Raw genomic sequence first — 20960 nt, 5'->3', positions numbered from 1 at the left:
AAAGTATGTGAAATCTTTGAGCGCAGTATCGCGTGACTCAATGATTTTTCGTGTGAGATAAAAGACTGCCGGCAGAAATCGGCAGTCTTTTCAAAATACCCGCATTGGCTAAGCCGTGAACAGTAACTATCTGCCGCATTCTTTACCCAAAATTTATTCTTCGAAAACTTTCCATGTGCTATCATTCTCATGTTCAATTCAAAGGGAGGAATTATGAACATTAAAAAGGTTACCGTTTCACTTCTGGCCGCTGCCATGCTGGCTGGCTGCGGCGGAGGCAGTGCCGCAGCTGCTTCTTCCACAGCTGCATCCGGATCCAAGGACATCGATGAGATCAAGATGCAGTTTGTTCCTTCTCGTGATGCCGAGACAATTCTGAAGCAGACAACAGATCTGCCGCAGCTTCTGATCGACGCCATGAAGGAAAAGGGCTACAACATCGGCAAGATTGATATCACCGTTGGTGCTGGTTCTGACTACAACGTCACAGGCGAGGCTCTGGCTTCCGGTTCTGTTGACATTGCATGGCTGCCGGCAGGTACCTATGCACAGTATTCCGATGAGACACAGGTTGTTCTCACTGCTACACGTGATGCACTGTCCAACGACTCCACTGATCCGACCACATGGAACGGTGATGCCAACAAGACAACACGTGTTTCCGGTCAGCCTGTTACTTACTACAGAGGCCTGATCTATGCTGGTCCGTCCGAGAAGGGCAAGGAGCTGGCTGCCAAGGTCGCTGCCGGCCAGAAGCTGACATGGGATGATCTGAACAGTGCAAGCTGGGCAGTTGCGTCCACAACATCTTCTTCCGGTTACATCTTCCCGTCTCTGTGGCTGATGCAGAACTACGATGGCAAGAAGATCTCTGACCTCTCCAACACAACCCAGACAAACTATCCGACAGCCTTTGCAGAGGCTGCTGCAGGTTCCGTTGACGTTGTACTCTGCTACGCTGATGGCCGTATGGACTATGAGCAGGCATGGACAACTCCGACAACAGAGCAGGATTCCACAGGTATCCAGGGCTTCGGCAGATCCGATTCCATCTGGAACGAAATGAGTGTTATCGGTGTTACTGACAAGATCTACAACGATACCGTTGCTGTCACAAAGGCTAACCCGGACATCTACAACGACGACTTCATCTCTGCATTCCAGGATGCTATGATCGAAATTGCCGGCACTGATGAAGGCAAGAAGATCTTCGCTGTCTACTCTCATACAGGTTATGAGAAAGCCAACGATTCTGACTATGACTCCATCCGTGAAGGTCTGAAGGAAGTTTCCGGCAACTGAGTAAAATCTCATTAAAACATGCATGCAGTGTCATGCATGTTTTTTTATATCCTTATTTTATACCATTCCCGTAAAAGATCTGTTGAATCTTACGCAATGCAAGCTATGCATACCGTATTTCCTGCCGGTTTTTATTGCGTACAAAATGCTTTCTTATATAATTGTGTTGTTTCAAATGAAAATTGGAGAATACATATAAATGATTGAATTCAATGATGTTTCCAAGACGTATCCAAATGGCACAAAAGGTCTTCAGCATGTCAATCTGAAGATTGAACAGGGTGAGTTCGTCGCCATCATCGGTCTGTCCGGTGCCGGCAAATCCACATTGATCCGCACGATCAACCGCATGATCGATATCACCGACGGACAGCTGATTGTCGATGGCACAGATGTCATGACGCTCAAAGGCAAGGCACTGCGTCGGTACAGAAGAAAGGTTGGCATGATCTTCCAGTCCTTCAACCTGATCTCCCGTGCTACCGTTATCAATAACGTCCTGACGGCGAATGTACCGGATATGCCCTGGTACAAAGTACTGTTCTCAATGTATTCCAAAGACCAGAAGATCAAGGCTCTGGAAGCACTGGATAAGGTTAACATTCTCGACAAGGCCTACAGCAGATGTGATGAGCTGTCCGGCGGCCAGATGCAGCGTGTTGCCCTGGCAAGAACACTGAACCAGAACCCGTCCATCATTCTGGCCGATGAGCCGGTCGCATCATTGGATCCGATCATGGCCGATGTCGTCATGAGCGACTTTGCCAAGATCAACAAGGATATGAACATCACCATCCTGCTCAACATCCATCACGTTGACCTCGCATTGAAGTATGCCACCAGAGTCATCGGTATCCGTGCCGGCCATGTTGTCTATGACGGCCCGGCTGACAAGGTAACAAAGGACGTACTTGATCAGGTATACAACGGCAAGGCCGTACCGAAGTCCACAGATCCTCAGGTGAAAGCCGCATGAGTGAGAAAGCAATCGAAAAGAAACCACCGCTGTTTGACCGTATCTTCAAGCCGGAACACATTACCCTTGAAAACGGCCACACAGTTGACAGACCACGCTCAAGGACACCGCTGATCCTGTTGGCTCTGCTGGTTGTGGTTATCATCTCTCTCGATGTCACTGACTTTGATTTCGGCATTCTGATCCAGCGCGGCCATGAACTCGGCGTCATCATGAGCCAGATCTTCCAGCCTGACTTCTCCTACTTCCCGAAAGTCGTCAAGCCATTGCTGGATACCATCCAGATGTCACTGCTTGGTACAGTGCTTGGCTGTCTGATTGCACTGCCGCTGGCCATCTTTGCTTCCAGCAACATCTGCCACAACAAAGTCGTTGTTTCCATCCTGCGTTTCATCCTGGCCATTACCCGTTCCGTTCCTACCCTCATCATCGCAAACATCTTTGCCCTGATGTATGGCATGGGCACCTATGCCGGCTTCCTGGCCATCACGATCTTCACGATCGGTGTCGTTGCCAAGATGCTCTATGAGTCCATCGAAACCATTGACATGAAGCCATTTGAAGCCATGACATCCTTCGGTGCTACAACACTGGAAGCCTTCTGGGCCGCCTGCATGCCCCAGATCCTGCCAACCTATATTTCCCACTCCCTGTACTGCTTCGAAATGAACGTCCGTGCCTCCAGTATCCTCGGCTACGTCGGTGCCGGCGGCCTTGGCTTACTCATCTCGGAACGCGTCGGCTGGCGTGATTACAGAGGACTTGGCATGGTCCTGCTGTCCCTGTTTGTTGTCGTCGTCTTCATTGACTTCTTCAATGACTGGGTCAGAGAGAAACTGTCCTGAGGAGGTTCCCCAATGTCTGAAAAGAAACTTACAGTTGAAGAAGTATACGACAACCGTCCCCGCCACTTTGTGGCAAGACTGATTGTCTTCCTCATTCTGCTGGCCCTGGTTGTCTGGTCTAAATCCGGCATCCATTTCACCGGTGTCGTTGAATCCGGTGCTGATATTGCCAAAGGTACCGTCTATGGTCTGACCCATCCCGACTGGTCCTTATTAACAGACATGAGCCACGATGGTGTTCTGTACCTGACCGCACAGACCATCGCCATTGCCATTCTGGGAACACTGTTTGGCGGTATCCTGTCTATTCCGATTTCATTCCTCGCTTCAAATAACATCGTACCAAAGCCCATCGCAGCCATCTTCCGTCTGCTGATCCTGCTGATCAGAACCATCCCGTCACTGGTATGGGCACTGATGCTCATCAGAGTCACAGGACCTGGAGCCTTCTGTGGTGTTGTCACCCAGTCCATCTGCTCCATTGGCATGATCTCGAAGATGTACATCACAGCCATTGAAGATCTGGATACCGGCATCCTGGAATCCCTGGATGCGGCAGGCTGCACAACCTTCCAGAAAATCCGCTGCGGCATTCTGCCCCAGCTGTCCGCATCCTTTGTCTCCACGGTTATCTACCGTTTCGATATCAACCTCAAGGATGCCACAACACTGGGTCTCATCGGTGCCGGCGGTATCGGTGCTTCCCTGGTCATCGCCATCTCCGGACGCAGATGGCGCATGGTCGGATCCTTCCTGCTTGCCCTCATCGTACTTGTACTCATCATCGAATACTGCTCCACCAAGATCCGGGCAAGACTGGCAAGAGGCAGACAATAAGATTCATCAAGCTGGCAATGCCAGCTTTTTTCTTTTTGACATACAATATGGACGATGAAAAATATATTACTGATTCTGATCCTGATTCCGGTACTGCTGTTATCCAGCAGTGAACCCGGTATGATATCCGCTGCAGAAACAGCCGGTACGCCTGCAGGTAACGCAGGCAGTCTGCCCGCCAATACACCAGCTGCCATTCCATCCGATGATACAAACGAAGTCGGTGAGCCCTATAACCCGGACTATGAAACATGGCAGGAAGATGTTAAAAACATCATGATACATATGGATAATGTTCCGGAAGAATACTTTCTGCCAGCAGAAGAGTCCGGTGATCTGCAGTATGTCACATACCAGACAAAAGACTATGACAAGGACATGGACGAGGAAACAAAGCTTGCCCTTGTGTATACACCATATGGCTATTCACCTGATGAGCCGTATGACATCCTCTATCTCATGCATGGCTACACGGGTGATATTTACTCATGGCTGGGCACACCCGAAGAGCCAAGTGAAATGAAGAATATGCTGGACCATATGATTCAGGACCAGCTGATGGAACCAATGATCGTCGTCTGTGCTACCTATTATGACAACAACGAAAATGAGATGACAGACAACATTGATACAGACCTGCTGGAACCCTTCGGGCAGGAATTGCGAAATGACCTGATGCCAGCCGTAGAATCTACTTTTTCTACCTATGCACAATCAACCGATGAACAGGGACTGCAGGCAGCCAGAGATCATAGAATCTTCGGCGGTTTCTCCATGGGCGGTGTCACAACGCTATATAGAATGATGGACTGCATGGACCTCTTTGCAAACTTCATCAACCTCTCCGGCCCCATCTACTGGGCCAACCTTGTCAACACACAGCAGGGTGACTGGGGTGCATCTTATCTCAAAGAAAGGATATCCAAACAAGGTTTCACAGACAAAGACTTCTATCTCTACATGGCAACCGGATCAAAGGATGAGGCATATCCATTAATGGACATGATGGCGCAGAGCATGTTACGGCAGTCAGATTTCTTTCATTTCGGAAATCCGGACCAGTCAGACATCAATGTTACATATGGGGTGGGGGAAGACGAATTCCATGACGGACATAACTGTGCAAGATGCCTGTATAACATCCTGCCGGTGATGAGTGGACGTATGATAAACAGTCAGAATCCTGTCACAGACAGTGATAGCGAAAATGATGGACAGTAACAGCTTTTTCACAAACCGCTTATCTGGTTTTCTGGTATACAATCGTTCCTATGAAGAAACATATCCTTCTGATTCTGCTGTTGATTCCAGTACTTTTCATTTCAGGCAGCACTGCACCTGTAGAAACAAACAGTGTCGGTGAACCGATCACACCTGATTACACAACCTGGCAGAAGGATGTGAAGAACACTATGATGGATTTCCGCGATGTTCCCAATGAATACTTCCTGCCGATAAAAGAAAGCGGAACACTGCAGTATTTCCAGTATCAGACAAAAAACTATGACAAAGACATGTCTGATGAAACAAAGTATGCTGTTGTCTATACACCCTATGGCTATACACCGGATAAACAGTATGACATTCTCTATCTCATGCATGGCTATGGTGGTGATATTGATGTGTGGTTAGGATCACCAGATGAACCTGGAGAAGTGAAGTATGTGCTGGACCACATGATTGAAAAGCATATGATCGAGCCCATGATTGTTGTGTGTCCCACATACTATGACAACAACCAGGATGAAGATACGGATAACATGGACACAAGCCTGCTGGAACCCTTTGGCAAAGAACTGCGCAATGATCTGATTCCTGCAGTAGAGACTGCTTTTTCCACATATGCAGATTCTGTTGATGAAACAGGACTGCAGGAATCCGGCACTCACAGAGCCTTCGGCGGCTTCTCCATGGGTGGTGTTACAACCCTTTACCGCATGATGGACAGCATGGACATCTTCTCCTGCTTCATCGACTTCTCAGGACCCATCTACTGGTCCAACCTTGTCAACACAGAAACAGGCGACTGGGGCGCATCCTATCTCAAAGAAAAGATCACAGAACAAGGCTATACCGACAAAGATTTTTACCTCTACCTGGCAACAGGCTCGCAGGATGAAGCCTATCCATTGATGGATACCATGGTAGAAAGCCTGCTCAAACAGGACGATCTTTTCCATGTCGGTCTGCCTGGAAAACCAAACATCAACGTCACGTATGGTGTCTGTGATGGTGAAATCCATGACTGGCACAACCGGGCAAGATGCCTGTATAACATCCTGACTATGTTAAGTGACCACATGAATGGCAAAGATCTCAAAGAAAACAGACACAAACACGGTCATCATCACTAAAAAGGATGTCCACTCATATGAGCGGCACATCCCTTTTTTTCATGCACTTTCTTATTCTGTATACCTGTCTTTCAGATCCTGCAGATCCTGTTGAGAAAGTCCATATTCCTTTGCAAAGAAATCATTGAGATCAGGATATCTTCTGTGTATTTCGGCAATCACATCTCTGCCGATCTTCTCTGATACGCCATCCTTCATCTGTAACAGTTCTTTCAGTTCCGGATTTTTTGCAATCTTTTCTCTGTGGCCTTTCATACTGCCATCAATGAAGGACTTGCGGCATTCATTGGAGAAGATATAGTCCTGAAACACTATCTCATCATCACAGCCAAGGGCAAACAGTAATAACATCGCCGCTACACCGGTACGGTCCTTGCCCGTAGCACAATGAAACAGCAGGGGAACATTGCCAGCCTTGATCTCATCAAACATGACTTTGAATGCCTGATTGCCAAAGGGCATTTCCTGATAGTAGGCTGTTAGTTTCGCTTTCTGTTCAGCTGCATCTCTGCCAGTCTTCACCATGCCCTTTGGTGAGAAATCAATGTCTTCACCGCCTTTAGACACAACACCCGAGTGCTGTAACATTTTAATGCCATTCAATTCCGGATCAGGCTTTCTTCTGCTCTCTTCTTTCGTACGCAGATCCAGGATTGCTTTGATCCCCATCTGCTCCAGCTGTTTCTTTTCATTCTCATTGAGCAGATACAGACCGCTGCTGCGGTAAAAACAGCCTTCTTTTACTCTTTTTCCGCTGCTGGTGGGCAGACCGCCAAGATCACGGAAATTCAGTTCTTTGCGAAATAACCATTTTTCATTCATACGATGACAAGCATAACCGAAAACTGTCTGTTGTGCCAGTTGATGCGCTATAATACAGGCCTGATGGAGATAAATTATGAAACGAATCCGCATTCTGGCAACATCTGATGTCCATGGCTATATCTTTCCGTACAGCTACGCTGACGGCATGAATGCAAATATTGGTTTTGGCCGCATCAAAACCATGATTGATTCCCTCAAGGATGAAAACACCCTCATTCTTGACAATGGCGATGTCCTGGAAGGCTCACCGCTGATGTTCTATCACTATACCGACCATCCCGATGATGTCTCACCCGTTACCACTGTCATGAATGAAATCGGCTATGACTATGTCAATGTCGGCAACCATGATTTCAACTATGGTGAGGAAGCTTTGATGATGCACCTGCAGAACCTCAAGGCACCCTGCATCACCAACAACTGGCTGTTCCATGGCAAACCCTATGGACCAACCTATGTCCTGCGGGAAATCAACGGTGTGCGCATTGCTCTGTTTGGCTTAACCACCAAGTACATCCCGCACTGGGAAAAGAAGGACCACATTGCCCACAGCCGCTTCCTGGATGCTGTTGAAGCAGCCCGCAAGACGGTTGACTGCATCCGCCGTCTGGAAAATCCGGACTACATTGTATGCATGTACCATGGCGGATTTGAGCGTGATCTGAAAACAGGCGAAACAACCGAAGATCTCACCGGTGAAAACCAGGCTTACCAGATGATCAAGGAAGTTGCCGGCATCGATATCCTGATCTCCGGCCACCAGCACCGCAGCCTGCAGGGCAAACTGTTCAATACGTACTACACCCAGACAAGTGCCAATGGTGCCCAGCTGGCCTGCATCGATATCTACCCGGAAATCCATAACATTGAAATCAATCTGCTTGACTGCGATGCCAGGGCAGATGAAGACATGCTCAAACGCGTGCAGAAAGAGGAAGATGAATGCCAGAAATGGCTGGATACACCACTTGGTACAACCACCATGGATCTGACCATCACCGATGAAAATGATGCCCGCCTGCACAAATCTCAGGTTGTTACCTTCCTGAACAAAGTAACGATGGACTTCACCGGTGCCGATCTGGCTGCCAATGCCTTGTTCCTGCACGCAAAAGGCTTTAACAAGAACATCACCATGCGCGACCTTGTCAGTACATACGTCTTTCCCAATACCATCGTTGTCAAGAAAGTCACTGGCAAAGTATTGAAGGAATATCTGGAAAAGGATGCCGAGTTCTTTACGCTTAAAGCAGGGGGAAGTATTGGTGTCAATCCGCTGTATGACTATCCAAAGCCGCAGCACTACAACTATGACATGCTCGATGGTGTTTCCTATACCATTCATGTAGCCAATGACCCTGGTGAAAGAATCTCTGATCTGATGAGAGATGGAAAACCCGTGCAGGATGATGATGAATTCACCCTTGCCATCAATAATTACCGGGCAGCCGGCGGGGGCAACTATGATATGTTAAAACGTGCTCCCATTGTCCGCGAGTACAGTGAATCCATGGTCGAAATCCTGGCAAAGTACATCATGGAGCACAAAGTCATCTCGTTTGAGCCGGTGCACAACATCACCGTGACACTATAAACACGATGCAGCACAGATCATCACAATCTGTGCTTTTTTGATGCAATTCTGTCTTATAATGTGGAAAAGGGGTGAAGAGAATGGTCTCATTTGAAGTCAGTGCCAAAGATTATCTGTTTCTGAAACAGACTGTGGAAACCATGACAAAGTATATTGTCAGGACGGTATACAATGGAGAAGACGTTCTCTTTGATGTACCGGAGAAAAATCTGAATGATTTTCTGCTGGATTACCGCTCCTTCTATGTCCGCAAAGGACTGCAGAATGAAGAAGAGATCAATGATACCGGCATCAGGCTCAACCGCATCTATGAAGAAAGTATTGAGCCTGTCCTGAAAGCAAACAATCTGTAACAGAAAACAGCGTGCCTCAGCACGCTGTCTTTGTTTTGTATTACTTGCTTGTATCCTCAGGCAGATAGAAGATCTGTTCACCTTGTTTGGACAGATTGTAATTGGATCTGGCATAGCTTTCCACATAGTCAGGATCCTGCAGTTTCTGTTTCTGATCGGTCAGCTTCTCATTTTCTGCCTTTACCTGGGCATATTTGCTTTCCGCATCCGACAGCTGACTGCGCAGCCTCACCGTCGTCACAACTTCCTTCGCCACCGAAAACATCAGCCAGCCGGATAAACAGATCACTGCCACACAGAACAGCTTCATCAGCGGTGACAGCTTCTTTGCCTTGTTCTTTTTTCTCTTTCTGATCTCTGCCATATATCTGATTTATACCACTTGGAGAACATTCCTTCAATGCTCTTCAGGACTGCTTACCCGTGATTCCCCGATGATTTCATACATCGAAGATGCATCCTTCTTCTTTTTCGCTTCCTCAACAGACAATACCCTGACCTCCAGTCTTCTGGATCCAAAGGTCACAGCCACCACATCGCCAACCTTTACCTCATGCGAAGGCTTGACCGCTCTGCCATTGATCTCCACCCGCTGATTGGCTGCCAGCTCATTGGCAATCGTCCTTCTTTTCATAATCCTGGAAGCCTTTAAATACTTATCTATTCTCATTTCTTCCTTGCCTCCCACGCCAACTCCATCACCTGAATGGACATGTCCAGCACATCCTTGGTCTTTGGCAGCGTTGCAATAATCGTATTATTCGTATACCGGATACGGATATCCTTGGAAATATTCGAGAAGATCTCAAACAGCTTCACGCCATCCACCTGTGAAGAAAACAGAGTAGAGAACGTAATCTGCGGCTGTCCATTCACTTCCCGGTAACTCTGCACATACGGCTCATTCAACAAAAGATCCAGCTTCTTCTTCAAGAATAATGTCTGCACAGCCTTTGGCAGCTTTCCATACTGGTCCACAATCCCGTCCGCATACGCATCCAATTCTTGTTTTGTTTTGATATTTTCAATCTGATGATACAGATCCAGCTTGTCATAATCATTGGCAGAGAAGTTTTTGGGGATATACCCGGATACCGATACATTCGCATGCTTTTCCACAACAGGTTTCTTTTCTGTCTGCTCTGGATGCGTCTTCTTCTGAATCGCTTCCTCCAGCATCTCGATGTACATATCGATACCTACGGTATCAATAAACCCAGACTGATGCGGTCCCAATAGATCACCGGCACCTCGGATCGTCAGATCCCGCATGGCAATCTTATAGCCAGATCCCATGGTCGCAAACTCACGCACCGCCTGTAATCTTTTGGCAGCCACCTCAGATAACTGCTTTCTGGGCGGCACCAGCAGATAGGCATAAGCCTCCCGATCAGACCGTCCCACTCTGCCTTTGATCTGATACATCTGTGCCAGGCCGAAATCCTGGGCATTGTCGATGATGATTGTATTGGCATTAGGAATATCAATGCCATTTTCCACAATCGTCGTACATACCATCACATCCACTTCATGATTGGTAAAGCGCATCATGGCATCCTCAATATCCTCACGGTCCATCTGACCATGCACAATGCCGATCCGTGCCTCTGGCAACAGATGCCGCAGGGTCCTGGCCACATTGTAAATCTGCTGGATATTGTTATAGAGATAGTACACCTGGCCATGTCTTGCCAGCTCCTTCTCAATGGCCTCCACAATCAGACCCTGGTTCTTCTCTGCCACATATGTCTGAACACTGTAACGATTGCGGGGCGGCGTCTCCAGCTGTGACAAAGAACGGATGCCGATCAATGACATCTGCAGCGTTCTTGGAATAGGCGTGGCACTCAAAGTCAGCACATCAATGCCATTCTTCATTTCCTTGATTTTCTCTTTGTGCTCCACGCCAAAGCGCTGTTCCTCATCCACCACAAGCAAACCAAGCTGTTTGAACTGCACATCTTTAGACAAAAGGCGGTGTGTCCCAATGACAATGTCAACCGTACCCTTGCGCAGTCCTTCCAATGTATTCTTCACATCCTGCGCTGACTGGAAACGGTCCAGCACCCGGATCGTGACAGGATAGCCCTCATAGCGCTTCTGGAAGGTGTGAAGATGCTGCTCAGCCAGGATGGTTGTCGGACAAAGCACCGCTGTCTGATAGCCATCCGACACTGCCTTAAATGATGCCCGCACAGCCACTTCCGTCTTGCCAAAGCCAACATCCCCACACACAAGACGATCCATCGGCTTATCACTTTCCATATCCCGCTTGACATCTTCAACTGCCTTTTCCTGATCCGGTGTCAGCTCATATGGAAAGCTGTTTTCAAACTTCCTGGTCATCTCATTATCAGGTGAAAAAGCATGGCCGATATGCTGCTCACGATTGGCATACAGTTCAATCAGACGATCTGCGATATGATTGACATTCTCCTGCAGCTTCGCCCGTGTTTTCTCCCATTCACCACTGCCAAGCTTGTTTAAACGAGGCACAACACCCTCACGCGAAACAAACTTGCGCACCAGCTTGAACTGCTCCAATGGCACAAGCAGCTCCGCATCCCCGCGGTACACAATCTTCAGGAAATCTTTACGAACACCCTGAATCGTACGATTCTCAATACCGACATACTGTCCTACACCATACTGAGCATGCACAACATAATCACCCGGATTGAGCTCATCATAGCCGGAAATCACCTGGGCAGAAGAAAACTTCTTTTCATACCGGCTGTGATGATGGCGCACCTCAAACAATTCATTCGAGGTATAGACAGCCACACCATCATCCTTTAACAGGAAACCTTCCGGATACTCACCTGTATAGAACGAAATTCCATCCGGAATCTCATCCTCATCTTTCAGATCATGATAGCGGATCTTCAGCTGCTTCAATGTATCCTTGACGGTATCCTGTTCCCGTTTATTCAGGACAATAACATTCTTACCAGGCACATCAATCAGCTTTAACTTGATATCCAGCGGCTCATTGGGCACATGCACTTCCTGAATGTTGGAAATATTGGAAGCCAGGGGATCTTCCTGCAGCTTTGTACATTCCGATGCCACCCGGTGGATATCATGGTACATCGTATAAAAGGGCAGCGCTTTGCCTTCCGATACCATTTCCTGCAGATAGACAGCTGTCTCTTCCATCAGATGCTTTGCATTATCGAATACAGCATCCTGATCAGAGTACAGAATCAGCGGATGGTCCATGTAATCTGCAAGACTTGCCGTTTTGTCCAGCAGAGCAGTATACCGGTACATCCTTGGCTCACGGATATGATTGTCCAATGCATCCAGATCACTTTCAATCTCACCAGACAGCAGGGCATCATTCTTTTCCGCTAATACTTTTTCTGCCTTTGTGCGGATCTCAGAAAGCTGTTTCTCATTGAACAAAACATCCGATGCCGGCACAATCCTTACCTGATCAATGGTCTCTACGGTCTTCTGGGTAGAGGGATCAAAGAAACGGATGGAGTCGATCTCATTGTCAAAGAATTCAATGCGGACAGGCTGAGGATTATTAATCGAAAAGACATCAACGATGCCGCCGCGGCAGGCAAAGCTTAAAGGCTGATCGATGTGGGCTGTCTCACTATATCCACCAGCCCGCAGTTTCCGCTTGAGATCATCCATACTGACGACATCATTTATCTTCAGGATCATGCAGGCATCCGCAAAGTCAGCCGAGAAGGGCAGATTGCGCAGATAGCCGGAAGGACATGTGATGACGACCTGAGCAGGTTTCTCTAATAGAGAGGAAAGGGCATCAACTTTGCCGGCAGTAATTTCCAAAGAAGAAGCCAGTGCTTCCATACGCAGCGATTCATCCGCGCCAAAAAGGGCGCATTCATCTTCTGAGAGGAGGGATGAAATCCTCTCGAACAGACGCTGTGCCTGATACAGATTCTTTTTGACAACCAGAATGGGACGGGGCCTTTGTAAATAAGATGCACTGATGACAAGTGCTTCCTGCATCAGAGAAGACAGAGGCAATGGACCCCTGTTCTCCTGTAACATCTTTACTTCTGCATTGTCCTGCAGACAAGCAGACAGCCATGCCGGCATTCCTGTATATGTTCCGCTGATAAACCTGCTCCTTTCTTAAGCCAAGTTATTCTAGCATCACAAAAGCAGCCGTGCATATTTATTGCATGGCTGCCAGCTCTTTTTACTTTGCTTTTGCCTTGATGTTGTAATCGTTCATCACCTGATCAAACGGACGATACACCCAGTCATAGGCTGCCTTTGATGCATCCAGCAAAGCGGGACTTTGACAGTTTGCCTCCAATCGAATTTTCTGAAAACCGCTTGATGTCGGCTTTTTCTTTGCTTATTTTTGTCAAATTTCTTGTATTTTAATGTTGTATGTGTTGTATGTTTTTATGGTACAATAGTCCTGTAGAAGGTATGCAGGCATGAAACTTTACTTTGATAAGCGGTTGAAAGACCCAACCTACTATGCCCAGATGGGTTTCCGCACTACAGATGGCAAATCCACCACGAAAAACGTGATGAAGCTTGGCAAGCATTCTGAGCTTCTCAAGATCACGGATGATCCTGTGGCTTACTGCAAACAGAAGATTGCCAAAATGAATGAAGATGCCAGACAGGGTAAAGAGACTGTTCAGATCTCTGTTGATCTTAATGAAAAAGTGGATGAGACTTCTGATGAAGCTTCCCGTTCATCCCTCAGGAACATTGGCTACTATTACCTTCAGTACATTTACAATCAGCTGCGGCTGAAGGAGTTTTTCAACATGCAGGCTGCAGCCAGCCGGGCAACATATGACTTTGACCAGATCAACAGGTTTCTGACTTACGGCCGGATTCTGGATCCCTGCTCAAAGTACGGCACCTATGATCACCTGGATACTTACTTTGAACAGCCTGACATCCAATACCATCACATCATGAGATTTCTGGATGTTCTGGAGAAGAACTCTGATGCTTATCTCGAATGGCTGTATAAAAACAGTAATCATGTAATCCCGCGTGATTCTTCTGTTGTTTACTATGACTGCACAAATTTCTACTGCGAGACAGAGCAGGATGATGACGACATTTTTGATGAAGTCACAGGTGAACTTCTTTCCTATGGGCTTCGAAAATATGGCGTAAGTAAAGAGCACCGTCCCAATCCAATTGTGGAAATGGGACTGCTTATGGATAAACGAGGCATTCCGATCACAATGTGTCTCCATTCAGGCAATACAAGTGAGCAGGTTACTGCTGTTCCGCTGGAGAAGAAGATCCTGCCCGCACTTGAGAAATCCAACATCATCTACTGTGCAGATGCGGGTCTTGGCTCCTATAACATCCGTCAGTTCAATGCAATGGGAGGCAGATCCTTCATCGTAACGCAGTCCGTTAAGAAGCTTTCAGAAGACATCAAGAAAGTTGTCTTCAGCGATCAAAACTACAGGCTTCTGTCCAATGACAAACCTGTGACAATCAGCTTCATGAAGGAATTTGACCGCCACAATCCTGACAATCTGGCTTTATACAATGACACTGCATACAAAGTCATTCCAGCGGACAAGGCAATTGATCTTGGCCTGGTTGAATACAAGCAGCTCAGGAATGGCGGATCCCGCAAAGTCAAAGCCAAGGGAACACTGGAACAGATTGTAATCATCACCTTTTCAAGAAAGATGATGGAATACCAGCGCACAGTCAGAAACAGACAGATTGAGCGTGCAAAGCAGATAATGAAGCTGAAGGATCCGGAGGAAATCAAGAAAGGTCCCAATGATGTCAGACGTTTCCTGAAGCGTGTTGCCAAAGACAAAGATGGCAAAGAAGCAGAAATAAGCTATGATCTGGATCAGGCCAGAATTGACGAAGAAGAAAAATATGATGGCTACTATGCAGTTGCGACAAATCTGACAGAAGCTGATGTCAAAGACATCCTGAACATCATGCATAAGCGGTACATGATAGAAGACTGTTTCCGGGTCATGAAGACCAACTTCGGATCAAGGCCTGTATATCACAGTGCTCAGAGAAGAATCAAAGCGCATTTCCTTGTGTGCTATACAGCCCTGCTTATATACAGACTGCTGAGCTGCAGCCTTGATGACAGAGGCACACATGTTACAGCGAAGAATCTGATCGCCACGCTGCAGAACATGAATGTCGCAGACGATGGGATGTACTACTTATCAACCTATAAAGGAAGTAAGACTCTGGATGCGCTGGAGAAATACACCAGTGCAGGATTAGACAAGAAGAGATACAAGGCCGGTTTCCTCAGAAAAAAGTTTAAGAAAACGTCCGGATAAGCCCCTACATACTACAAAATTCAAAACGTAAAAAGTGCCGGAAAATCCAGTGTTCATCGGATTTTCCAGCACTTTCTTTTCTTCAAACTGTCAAAGATGGGATATTTATTGCATGGCTGCCAGCTCTTTTTACTTTGCTTTTGCCTTGATGTTGTAATCGTTCATCACCTGATCAAACGGACGATACACCCAGTCATAGGCTGCCTTTGATGCATCCAGCAAAGCCGCATCATACACATCACGCTCTGCCTTGGGAACCGGTGACAATACCCAGTCCGGCACCAGATCATGTTCACCAGCTGCACTATGGCCAACACCAATTCTTACCCGGGCTATCTTTTCTGTCTTCAGGGCATTGATGATTGACTTCATGCCTTTCTGACCGCCGGCAGATCCGGAAGCACGGATCCGCACAGAACCAGTGGGCAGATCCATGTCATCATGGAGAATCAGAATATCAGCAGGATCAATGTGATAGAAACTGACAGCCTGGGCAACCGCACTGCCGCTTTCATTCATATAGGTCAATGGCTTCATCAACAATACACTCTGTCCTTCAATCCTGACGGTCTGCACAAGAGCATTGAACTTCTTGACATCAATCCCGGTATCCAGACGGTCAGCCAGCAGATCGATTGCCATAAACCCCGAATTATGCCTGGTCTTTTCATACTCCTTACCCGGATTGCCAAGCCCTGCAATCAGCTTCATTTCTTCTCCTCCGTAAAGGAAGTACCAGATGCACTGTTATCCGCCATCAGATCCTCCGCATCTTTGGAGGCGGATTCCTCTTTTACAGGCTGTGATTCTGTATTATCTTCTGTCTTATCCGCAGCATCCTCTGTTTTTACTTCCTGTGAGCCTGTTTCATCATTGGCAGGTTCACTGCTGTCTTTCTGATCCTCAGATTCATCCGTATCTGTTTCCGTTTCAGACTCATCTTTCTTATCATCGGCCATATGCACACCGATATTCTTCAGCCATGCCTCACCGATTCTTGTCTGATTGAATTCCTTAGCAACAGACATCATCTCATCCATCTTGTCCTGTTCACCACTGTCTTCATACAGTTTCACAAGCATGGCAGATGTCAGCTGCTTGTACAGACCGATCAGCTGCTTGGAATACACCATATCCTGATAATCGCCATCCATGACCTTTTCAAAGAAGGCTCTGCCAAGATCATCTTCCTTGTTGTAGAACTTCAAACAGGCAAGGGACAGCTGATAGTCCAGACGTTTCTGATACCAGGAAAGATCATTACCCAGATGGTCATACATGGCCTTGATGCGTGCCTGCTGACCATCCTTCTGCAGAATGTTCGGGACTGCAAGGAAGTAATAGAAGAAGGAATCATCTTCTGACATCTTGGTTTCCTGTTTCAGTGTCTCAAGATCAATAGCAGACAGCTGACCGTCAAAGTCCTTTTCCTCATAACGGTTGTGATAGGCAGTGCCCCAGAGCTTCAAGATCTGAAACTTTGTTTTCTGTTCCTGGGTCGTTGAGGCTTCGATCTCTGTATCCACAGCCTGGAAGAAGTCATCCTCCTTGTCCAGCAGCCGGACAACGTTGATCACCTTATCCATTCTCTTATTGCTTTTCTGCATGATCACCATTCTGACAACCATATAGATCATCAAAGCATACAGAAGAAATGTCATTCCGTTCTTCATAACTTTCATCGGCGCGGATCTGCGCAACGCAGCTGGAAACGCCTGCCTCCTTTTTATCCTCATCCAGCGGCCATGCCGCCTTCCATTTTCTTGCAGAAACTTCCTGCAGTCTTTGACATTATAGCTAAAAGCAGACATTGTGAAAATGCCATCAGATTTGCAATTTTAACATATGTCTTTTACCATGTTAGCGGAACAGATGTTCCCGAGGTGCCTTATGTCTGAGCAGAAAAAGAAAAAAGGATTCCGCTTTAATCCAAAGCTGACCATTACAATCGTAATTGTGATACTTGTTGCTGCCCTTGGTATCGGCCTGATTCTGAATTACCGCCGCAACAATGATGAGCAGAAGATCACTGCCAAAAATGCCAAAACAACGGCTGCTGCTTCTACGGCAGCCAGCACGCTGCCGGCAGCCGCCTCTGATATCAACAGCTACACGTATCTGTTAAACAAGGATACTGCATCACTGGATCCTACCTATGTACCATCTGATCTTGCTGATCCGGAAAATGTACAAAGTACTTCCAGCGTCTTTGAAATCCGTGCAGAAGCTGCCACCCAGCTGGAAGCCATGGTCAAGGCCGCATCCGATGCCGGCATCACACTGTATGTATCTTCTGGATACCGCAGCTATGATGATCAGGACAAGCTGTATTCCAGCCAGGTGCAGCTGCTGACAGAAGCCAAGGCCATCACAGCATGTGAAAAGGCAGGATATTCCGAACATCAGCTCGGTCTTGCCGTGGATCTGACCGATGATGTCAATACAACAAGCCAGACCGAAGCCTTCGCCGATACGGATGCCGGCAAGTGGCTCTATGAACATGCCCATGAATACGGCTTCATCCTGCGCTATCCAAAGGGCAAGGAATCCATTACCAAGTACAACTTCATGCCTTGGCATTACCGCTATGTCGGCACCGATACTGCCAATGCCATGTATGCCATCTCTCCGGATGAGACGATGGAGGAGTACTTCAGTTCCAGCAATTAACAAAACAGCCGCGGGGCTGTTTTTCTTTAGCAGTTTCACCCCGCCCAAGTCTAAGGAGTAAATATGATCAGAATTCTATTTGTCTGCCATGGCAACATCTGCCGTTCCGTCGGTGCCCAGTACATCATGCAGGATCTTGTAAACAAAGCCGGGTGCAGTGATGATTTTTACATCGATTCCGCTGCCACATCCACAGAAGAAACCGGCAATCCAATCTATCCGCCTATGAAAGCAGTACTGCAGAAAAACGGCATTCCCATTGGCAGCCACAGGGCAAGGCAGCTCAAAAGGGAAGACTATGAAAAATATGATCTGCTCATTGGCATGGATGAAGAAAACATCTTTCTGATGAAACAGATTCTCAAAGAGGATCCTGCTCATAAGATTCATTACCTGATGGAATATACAGATACACCTGATCAAAAGATCGATGATCCATGGTATACAAGACAATTCCAGAAATGTACGGATGAGCTGGAGGATGGATGTAAGGGACTTTTTGCCTGGATCAAAAAAGACATTGCATACAGAAAACTTTTGAATCTGATTCATGCATCAGAACGCTGGAAGTGTTCCTCCTGTTGCGCAGCTGAATTTGCGTAAATTTTCAAACACATCAAATTGACATTGACAAACCTCACTATTATTATATAAAAGCGTTTGTTCTAAACATGTAAAAAACAGGAGGTGGCATGAATGAAGAGAACATACCAGCCTAGCAAAAGAAAAAACAAGGCGACTCATGGCTTCAGAGCACGTATGGCTACAGTAGGCGGTCGTAAGGTATTAGCAAGACGCCGTGCAAAGGGCAGAAAGGTACTTTCCGCCTGAAATCAACCACCGCGGGGTGGTTTTTTTATTCATCATGAAGAAGAAGAACAGAGTCAGAAAAGCAGAGGAGTTTCAGAAGATCATTCATACCGGCAGGAAGAAGGTATCTCCTGCGTATATCTTTTATTTTGTGCCGAAGAAGGAAGAAGAAGCCCGGATTGGAATTTCGCTGCCAAAGAAGATTGGCCATGCCGTTGACCGCAATCTGTATAAACGGCAGGTGAGGATGATGTGCCAGGATCTGATAAACTTCCAGGAGTACCCTCTTGATGGGGTGATTATTCTGCGGTTTTCCTATCGGGATCACAGCTATGCCGACAACAAAAACATATTGGAAAAACTACTTACTGACGCTACAATAAAGTAGTTTACAAATAGGAGAAAATGATGAAAATTAAGCCGCGTACAAAGAAAATTCTCACAGTGCTTCTCTTTGTGGGAATCGCCGCAACGCTCACGGGATGTACTGTTCCGCGCGACAGCTCCGGCAATATCATTCTGATCGACACCACAACAACATTCAAACAGGTCATGAGTGATGAAAACTGGTTCAGTGCCATCTTCGTATGGCCGCTGGCCCAGGCCATCAACTACATGACGCCAAAGATGGGCGTTGGCCTTGCCATCACCGTCATCACCGTCATCGTCAACGGCATTCTGGCCGCTGCCACCATCAAGGGAACCGTCGGCTCCCAGGAAATGCAGCTGATCCAGCCGGAACTGGAAAAACTGCAGAGAAAGTATGAAGGCCGTGATGATCCTGCCTCCAAGCAGAAGATGGCTATGGAAATGCAGCAGCTGTATGCCAAGCATGATATTCATCCGATGGGAACCATGGTCGGACAGTTCCTGCAGCTGCCAATTTTGATGGCAATGTATATGGCAGTGCAGAGAGCATCTGCCGTTGCCAATGGTTCCTTCCTCGGTCTCAACCTGAAAACCACACCGCTGGCTGGTATGAAAGAAGGCCAGTGGCTGTATCTGCTGATCTTTGCCCTGATGGGACTGACACAGTTTGTCTCCATGTATCTGCCGATGCACTTCGCTAAAAAGAAGGCAGAAGCAGCCGCTGCCAAGCAGCACCGCAAGCCGGAGGAAACAAACGGCAGCCAGCAGAAACTCATGCAGATCTACATGATGGCCATGATCCTGATCTTCGGTCTGATGTGGCCGACTGCCATGACCGTTTACTGGACAATCAACTCCTGCGTTACTATTGTAAAGACAATCATTGTACAGAAATACATTGACCACAAGCAGGCAGAAAAGAGGAAAGCATGAAAAACTATACCGGCAGTTCCATTGCAGAAATTCTGGAAACAGCTGCAGCAGAAAACGGTGTTTCCAGCCAGGATCTCAAATACGTCATTACCAGTGACAACAAGGAAGAGGGTACGGTCAGTGCCGATGTCTATACGATGGAAGATGTCAAAGAGTTCATCTTTGATTACCTGGGCGACTATTTCACCGGTATTGATGAAGATATCGAAGTTGCTATCGAAGAAACAGACAACGGCTTCATCGTCAACCTCAACGCTGATAACAATGCCGTTCTGATCGGCCACAACGGCAAAACACTGTCTGCCTTCAATACGGTTGTCCGCAGTGCTGTCAACGCTGCCTTCAAGAGCAGAATCAACGTGCTGATCGATGTCAACCACTACAAGGAAGACCGCTATGCCAAGCTGCGCTTCCTTGCCAAGAAACTTGGCCGCCAGGTCCAGAAGTCCCATGTCGATGTGGAGATGGATCCGATGCCGAATGATGAACGCAAGGTCGTTCACCAGCAGCTCAATGAATGGCATAACCTGCGCACTGAGTCGGAAGGCGAAGGCGCCGGCCGCCATGTCTGCATCCGCTATGTACCGGACGCAGATGAACCTGCAGAAAATTCTGAAGCTGAATGAGAGATATCCTGAACGATATCTCTTTTTTTCGGCTATGATGAAACGTTAACTTCATGGATTTTATAACTAACTGAGAAAATCACCTGATTCTCTGACAGATCTTTTTGATCTCGCGGGCATAGCTCTGTTCGCTGATGCCATACACACTCAGGATCTCTTTCTGCCTCTTT

21 protein-coding genes are annotated in these 20960 nt (G+C 47.2%); 15 read left to right on the top strand and 6 right to left on the bottom strand.

What is annotated here, in order from left to right; translation table 11 throughout:
• Positions 1-213 precede the first annotated feature (213 nt).
• The 6 genes from SOI44_RS08780 to SOI44_RS08755 all read left to right on the top strand — a co-directional run bounded on the left by SOI44_RS08780 (position 214) and on the right by SOI44_RS08755 (position 6314).
• The gene (locus SOI44_RS08780) at positions 214-1302 is read left to right on the top strand and encodes a phosphate/phosphite/phosphonate ABC transporter substrate-binding protein (protein ID WP_331348837.1); all 1089 of its coding nucleotides are present in this window, start codon (positions 214-216) and stop codon (positions 1300-1302) included.
• A gap of 199 nt (positions 1303-1501) precedes the next feature.
• Positions 1502-2278 carry a phosphonate ABC transporter ATP-binding protein gene (gene phnC, locus SOI44_RS08775; protein ID WP_331348836.1) on the top strand — a complete coding sequence of 259 codons (777 nt, stop codon included), beginning with the start codon at positions 1502-1504 and terminating at the stop codon, positions 2276-2278.
• A complete protein-coding gene (gene phnE, locus SOI44_RS08770; protein WP_331348835.1) occupies positions 2275-3123 on the top strand; it encodes a phosphonate ABC transporter, permease protein PhnE in 849 nt (282 codons plus the stop codon). The genes phnC and phnE (SOI44_RS08770) overlap by 4 nt, the downstream gene beginning before the upstream one ends.
• A 12-nt stretch (positions 3124-3135) precedes the next feature.
• Complete coding sequence (gene phnE, locus SOI44_RS08765; protein ID WP_331348834.1) at positions 3136-3960, top strand: phosphonate ABC transporter, permease protein PhnE; 825 nt, start codon at positions 3136-3138, stop codon at positions 3958-3960.
• Between the two features lie 54 nt (positions 3961-4014).
• Entirely contained in the window at positions 4015-5181 is a 1167-nt protein-coding gene (locus SOI44_RS08760; protein WP_331348833.1) for an alpha/beta hydrolase, read from the top strand.
• Between the two features lie 50 nt (positions 5182-5231).
• Positions 5232-6314, top strand: a complete 1083-nt coding sequence (locus SOI44_RS08755; RefSeq protein ID WP_331348832.1) for an alpha/beta hydrolase — start codon at positions 5232-5234, stop codon at positions 6312-6314.
• 51 nt (positions 6315-6365) lie between these two features.
• Here SOI44_RS08755 and SOI44_RS08750 read toward each other — a convergent pair whose 3' ends face one another.
• Positions 6366-7136 carry a tyrosine-protein phosphatase gene (locus tag SOI44_RS08750; protein WP_331348831.1) on the bottom strand — a complete coding sequence of 257 codons (771 nt, stop codon included), beginning with the start codon at positions 7134-7136 and terminating at the stop codon, positions 6366-6368.
• Positions 7137-7212: 76 nt separating this feature from the next.
• Here SOI44_RS08750 and SOI44_RS08745 point away from each other — a divergent pair, with 76 nt between their 5' ends.
• Positions 7213-8733, top strand: coding sequence for a bifunctional metallophosphatase/5'-nucleotidase (locus SOI44_RS08745; protein WP_331348830.1), 1521 nt, complete (start codon positions 7213-7215; stop codon positions 8731-8733).
• An 80-nt stretch (positions 8734-8813) separates the two neighbouring features.
• Positions 8814-9086, top strand: coding sequence for a hypothetical protein (locus SOI44_RS08740; RefSeq protein WP_331348829.1), 273 nt, complete (start codon positions 8814-8816; stop codon positions 9084-9086).
• A gap of 40 nt (positions 9087-9126) precedes the next feature.
• On the opposite strand, the gene SOI44_RS08735 is transcribed toward SOI44_RS08740, so the two are convergent.
• The 3 genes from SOI44_RS08735 to mfd are packed head-to-tail and all read right to left on the bottom strand — an operon-like array spanning position 9127 to position 13118.
• Positions 9127-9450, bottom strand: a complete 324-nt coding sequence (locus SOI44_RS08735; protein ID WP_331348828.1) for an FtsB family cell division protein — start codon at positions 9448-9450, stop codon at positions 9127-9129.
• 33 nt (positions 9451-9483) lie between these two features.
• A complete protein-coding gene (locus tag SOI44_RS08730) occupies positions 9484-9756 on the bottom strand; it encodes an RNA-binding S4 domain-containing protein (RefSeq protein WP_331348827.1) in 273 nt (90 codons plus the stop codon).
• The gene (gene mfd / locus SOI44_RS08725; RefSeq protein ID WP_331348826.1) at positions 9753-13118 is read right to left on the bottom strand and encodes a transcription-repair coupling factor; all 3366 of its coding nucleotides are present in this window, start codon (positions 13116-13118) and stop codon (positions 9753-9755) included. Before mfd ends, SOI44_RS08730 begins: the two co-directional genes overlap by 4 nt.
• 398 nt (positions 13119-13516) lie before the next feature.
• On the opposite strand from mfd, the gene SOI44_RS08720 reads away from it, so the two are divergent.
• Positions 13517-15382, top strand: coding sequence for an IS1634 family transposase (locus tag SOI44_RS08720; RefSeq protein WP_331348825.1), 1866 nt, complete (start codon positions 13517-13519; stop codon positions 15380-15382).
• 129 nt (positions 15383-15511) lie between these two features.
• Here the strand turns inward: SOI44_RS08720 and pth are convergent, their stop codons facing one another.
• Both pth and SOI44_RS08710 read right to left on the bottom strand, forming a co-directional pair.
• Positions 15512-16093, bottom strand: coding sequence for an aminoacyl-tRNA hydrolase (pth, locus tag SOI44_RS08715; RefSeq protein WP_331348824.1), 582 nt, complete (start codon positions 16091-16093; stop codon positions 15512-15514).
• Positions 16090-17043, bottom strand: a complete 954-nt coding sequence (locus tag SOI44_RS08710) for a hypothetical protein (protein ID WP_331348823.1) — start codon at positions 17041-17043, stop codon at positions 16090-16092. The genes pth and SOI44_RS08710 overlap by 4 nt, the downstream gene beginning before the upstream one ends.
• Positions 17044-17272: 229 nt before the next feature.
• On the opposite strand from SOI44_RS08710, the gene SOI44_RS08705 reads away from it, so the two are divergent.
• The 6 genes from SOI44_RS08705 (at position 17273) to SOI44_RS08680 (ending at position 20790) form a co-directional block, all read left to right on the top strand.
• Positions 17273-18052 (top strand): M15 family metallopeptidase, encoded by a 780-nt coding sequence (locus SOI44_RS08705; RefSeq protein WP_331348822.1) that lies wholly within the window; start codon positions 17273-17275, stop codon positions 18050-18052.
• 63 nt (positions 18053-18115) lie between these two features.
• On the top strand, positions 18116-18655 hold the full coding sequence (locus SOI44_RS08700; RefSeq protein WP_331348821.1) for a low molecular weight protein-tyrosine-phosphatase: 540 nt from the start codon (positions 18116-18118) through the stop codon (positions 18653-18655).
• Between the two features lie 93 nt (positions 18656-18748).
• Complete coding sequence (gene rpmH, locus SOI44_RS08695) at positions 18749-18883, top strand: 50S ribosomal protein L34 (RefSeq protein ID WP_108774610.1); 135 nt, start codon at positions 18749-18751, stop codon at positions 18881-18883.
• Between the two features lie 34 nt (positions 18884-18917).
• Positions 18918-19250: a ribonuclease P protein component gene (gene rnpA, locus SOI44_RS08690; protein ID WP_331348820.1), complete on the top strand. Its 333-nt coding sequence runs from the start codon at positions 18918-18920 to the stop codon at positions 19248-19250.
• A gap of 17 nt (positions 19251-19267) precedes the next feature.
• Positions 19268-20164, top strand: a complete 897-nt coding sequence (locus SOI44_RS08685; protein WP_331348819.1) for a YidC/Oxa1 family membrane protein insertase — start codon at positions 19268-19270, stop codon at positions 20162-20164.
• Entirely contained in the window at positions 20161-20790 is a 630-nt protein-coding gene (locus tag SOI44_RS08680) for a Jag family protein (RefSeq protein ID WP_331348818.1), read from the top strand. Before SOI44_RS08685 ends, SOI44_RS08680 begins: the two co-directional genes overlap by 4 nt.
• The last annotated feature ends 170 nt before the right edge of the window (positions 20791-20960 follow it).

Origin of the sequence: Lactimicrobium sp., from assembly GCF_036453465.1 — a bacterium.
Classification (GTDB): Bacteria; Bacillota_I; Bacilli_A; order Erysipelotrichales; family Erysipelotrichaceae; genus Bulleidia.
Note: the sequence above shows the minus strand (reverse complement) of the source record. Positions and strands in the feature narration are given on the sequence as shown.

Bases quoted from the DNA above. Each gene is read 5' to 3' on its own strand.
- SOI44_RS08750 (WP_331348831.1), bottom strand. From the start codon at position 7,136: ATGAATGAAAAATGGTTATTTCGCAAAGAACTGAATTTCCGTGATCTT.
- pth (WP_331348824.1), bottom strand. From the start codon at position 16,093: ATGAAGCTGATTGCAGGGCTTGGCAATCCGGGTAAGGAGTATGAAAAG.
- SOI44_RS08710 (WP_331348823.1), bottom strand. From the start codon at position 17,043: ATGACATTTCTTCTGTATGCTTTGATGATCTATATGGTTGTCAGAATG.
- SOI44_RS08760 (WP_331348833.1), top strand. From the start codon at position 4,015: ATGAAAAATATATTACTGATTCTGATCCTGATTCCGGTACTGCTGTTA.
- rnpA (WP_331348820.1), top strand. From the start codon at position 18,918: ATGAAGAAGAAGAACAGAGTCAGAAAAGCAGAGGAGTTTCAGAAGATC.
- SOI44_RS08740 (WP_331348829.1), top strand. From the start codon at position 8,814: ATGGTCTCATTTGAAGTCAGTGCCAAAGATTATCTGTTTCTGAAACAG.
- SOI44_RS08755 (WP_331348832.1), top strand. From the start codon at position 5,232: ATGAAGAAACATATCCTTCTGATTCTGCTGTTGATTCCAGTACTTTTC.
- phnE (WP_331348835.1), top strand. From the start codon at position 2,275: ATGAGTGAGAAAGCAATCGAAAAGAAACCACCGCTGTTTGACCGTATC.
- phnC (WP_331348836.1), top strand. From the start codon at position 1,502: ATGATTGAATTCAATGATGTTTCCAAGACGTATCCAAATGGCACAAAA.
- SOI44_RS08685 (WP_331348819.1), top strand. From the start codon at position 19,268: ATGATGAAAATTAAGCCGCGTACAAAGAAAATTCTCACAGTGCTTCTC.
- SOI44_RS08730 (WP_331348827.1), bottom strand. From the start codon at position 9,756: ATGAGAATAGATAAGTATTTAAAGGCTTCCAGGATTATGAAAAGAAGG.
- SOI44_RS08780 (WP_331348837.1), top strand. From the start codon at position 214: ATGAACATTAAAAAGGTTACCGTTTCACTTCTGGCCGCTGCCATGCTG.
- SOI44_RS08720 (WP_331348825.1), top strand. From the start codon at position 13,517: ATGAAACTTTACTTTGATAAGCGGTTGAAAGACCCAACCTACTATGCC.
- SOI44_RS08700 (WP_331348821.1), top strand. From the start codon at position 18,116: ATGATCAGAATTCTATTTGTCTGCCATGGCAACATCTGCCGTTCCGTC.
- SOI44_RS08735 (WP_331348828.1), bottom strand. From the start codon at position 9,450: ATGGCAGAGATCAGAAAGAGAAAAAAGAACAAGGCAAAGAAGCTGTCA.
- SOI44_RS08680 (WP_331348818.1), top strand. From the start codon at position 20,161: ATGAAAAACTATACCGGCAGTTCCATTGCAGAAATTCTGGAAACAGCT.
- mfd (WP_331348826.1), bottom strand. From the start codon at position 13,118: ATGTTACAGGAGAACAGGGGTCCATTGCCTCTGTCTTCTCTGATGCAG.
- SOI44_RS08705 (WP_331348822.1), top strand. From the start codon at position 17,273: ATGTCTGAGCAGAAAAAGAAAAAAGGATTCCGCTTTAATCCAAAGCTG.
- phnE (WP_331348834.1), top strand. From the start codon at position 3,136: ATGTCTGAAAAGAAACTTACAGTTGAAGAAGTATACGACAACCGTCCC.
- rpmH (WP_108774610.1), top strand. From the start codon at position 18,749: ATGAAGAGAACATACCAGCCTAGCAAAAGAAAAAACAAGGCGACTCAT.
- SOI44_RS08745 (WP_331348830.1), top strand. From the start codon at position 7,213: ATGAAACGAATCCGCATTCTGGCAACATCTGATGTCCATGGCTATATC.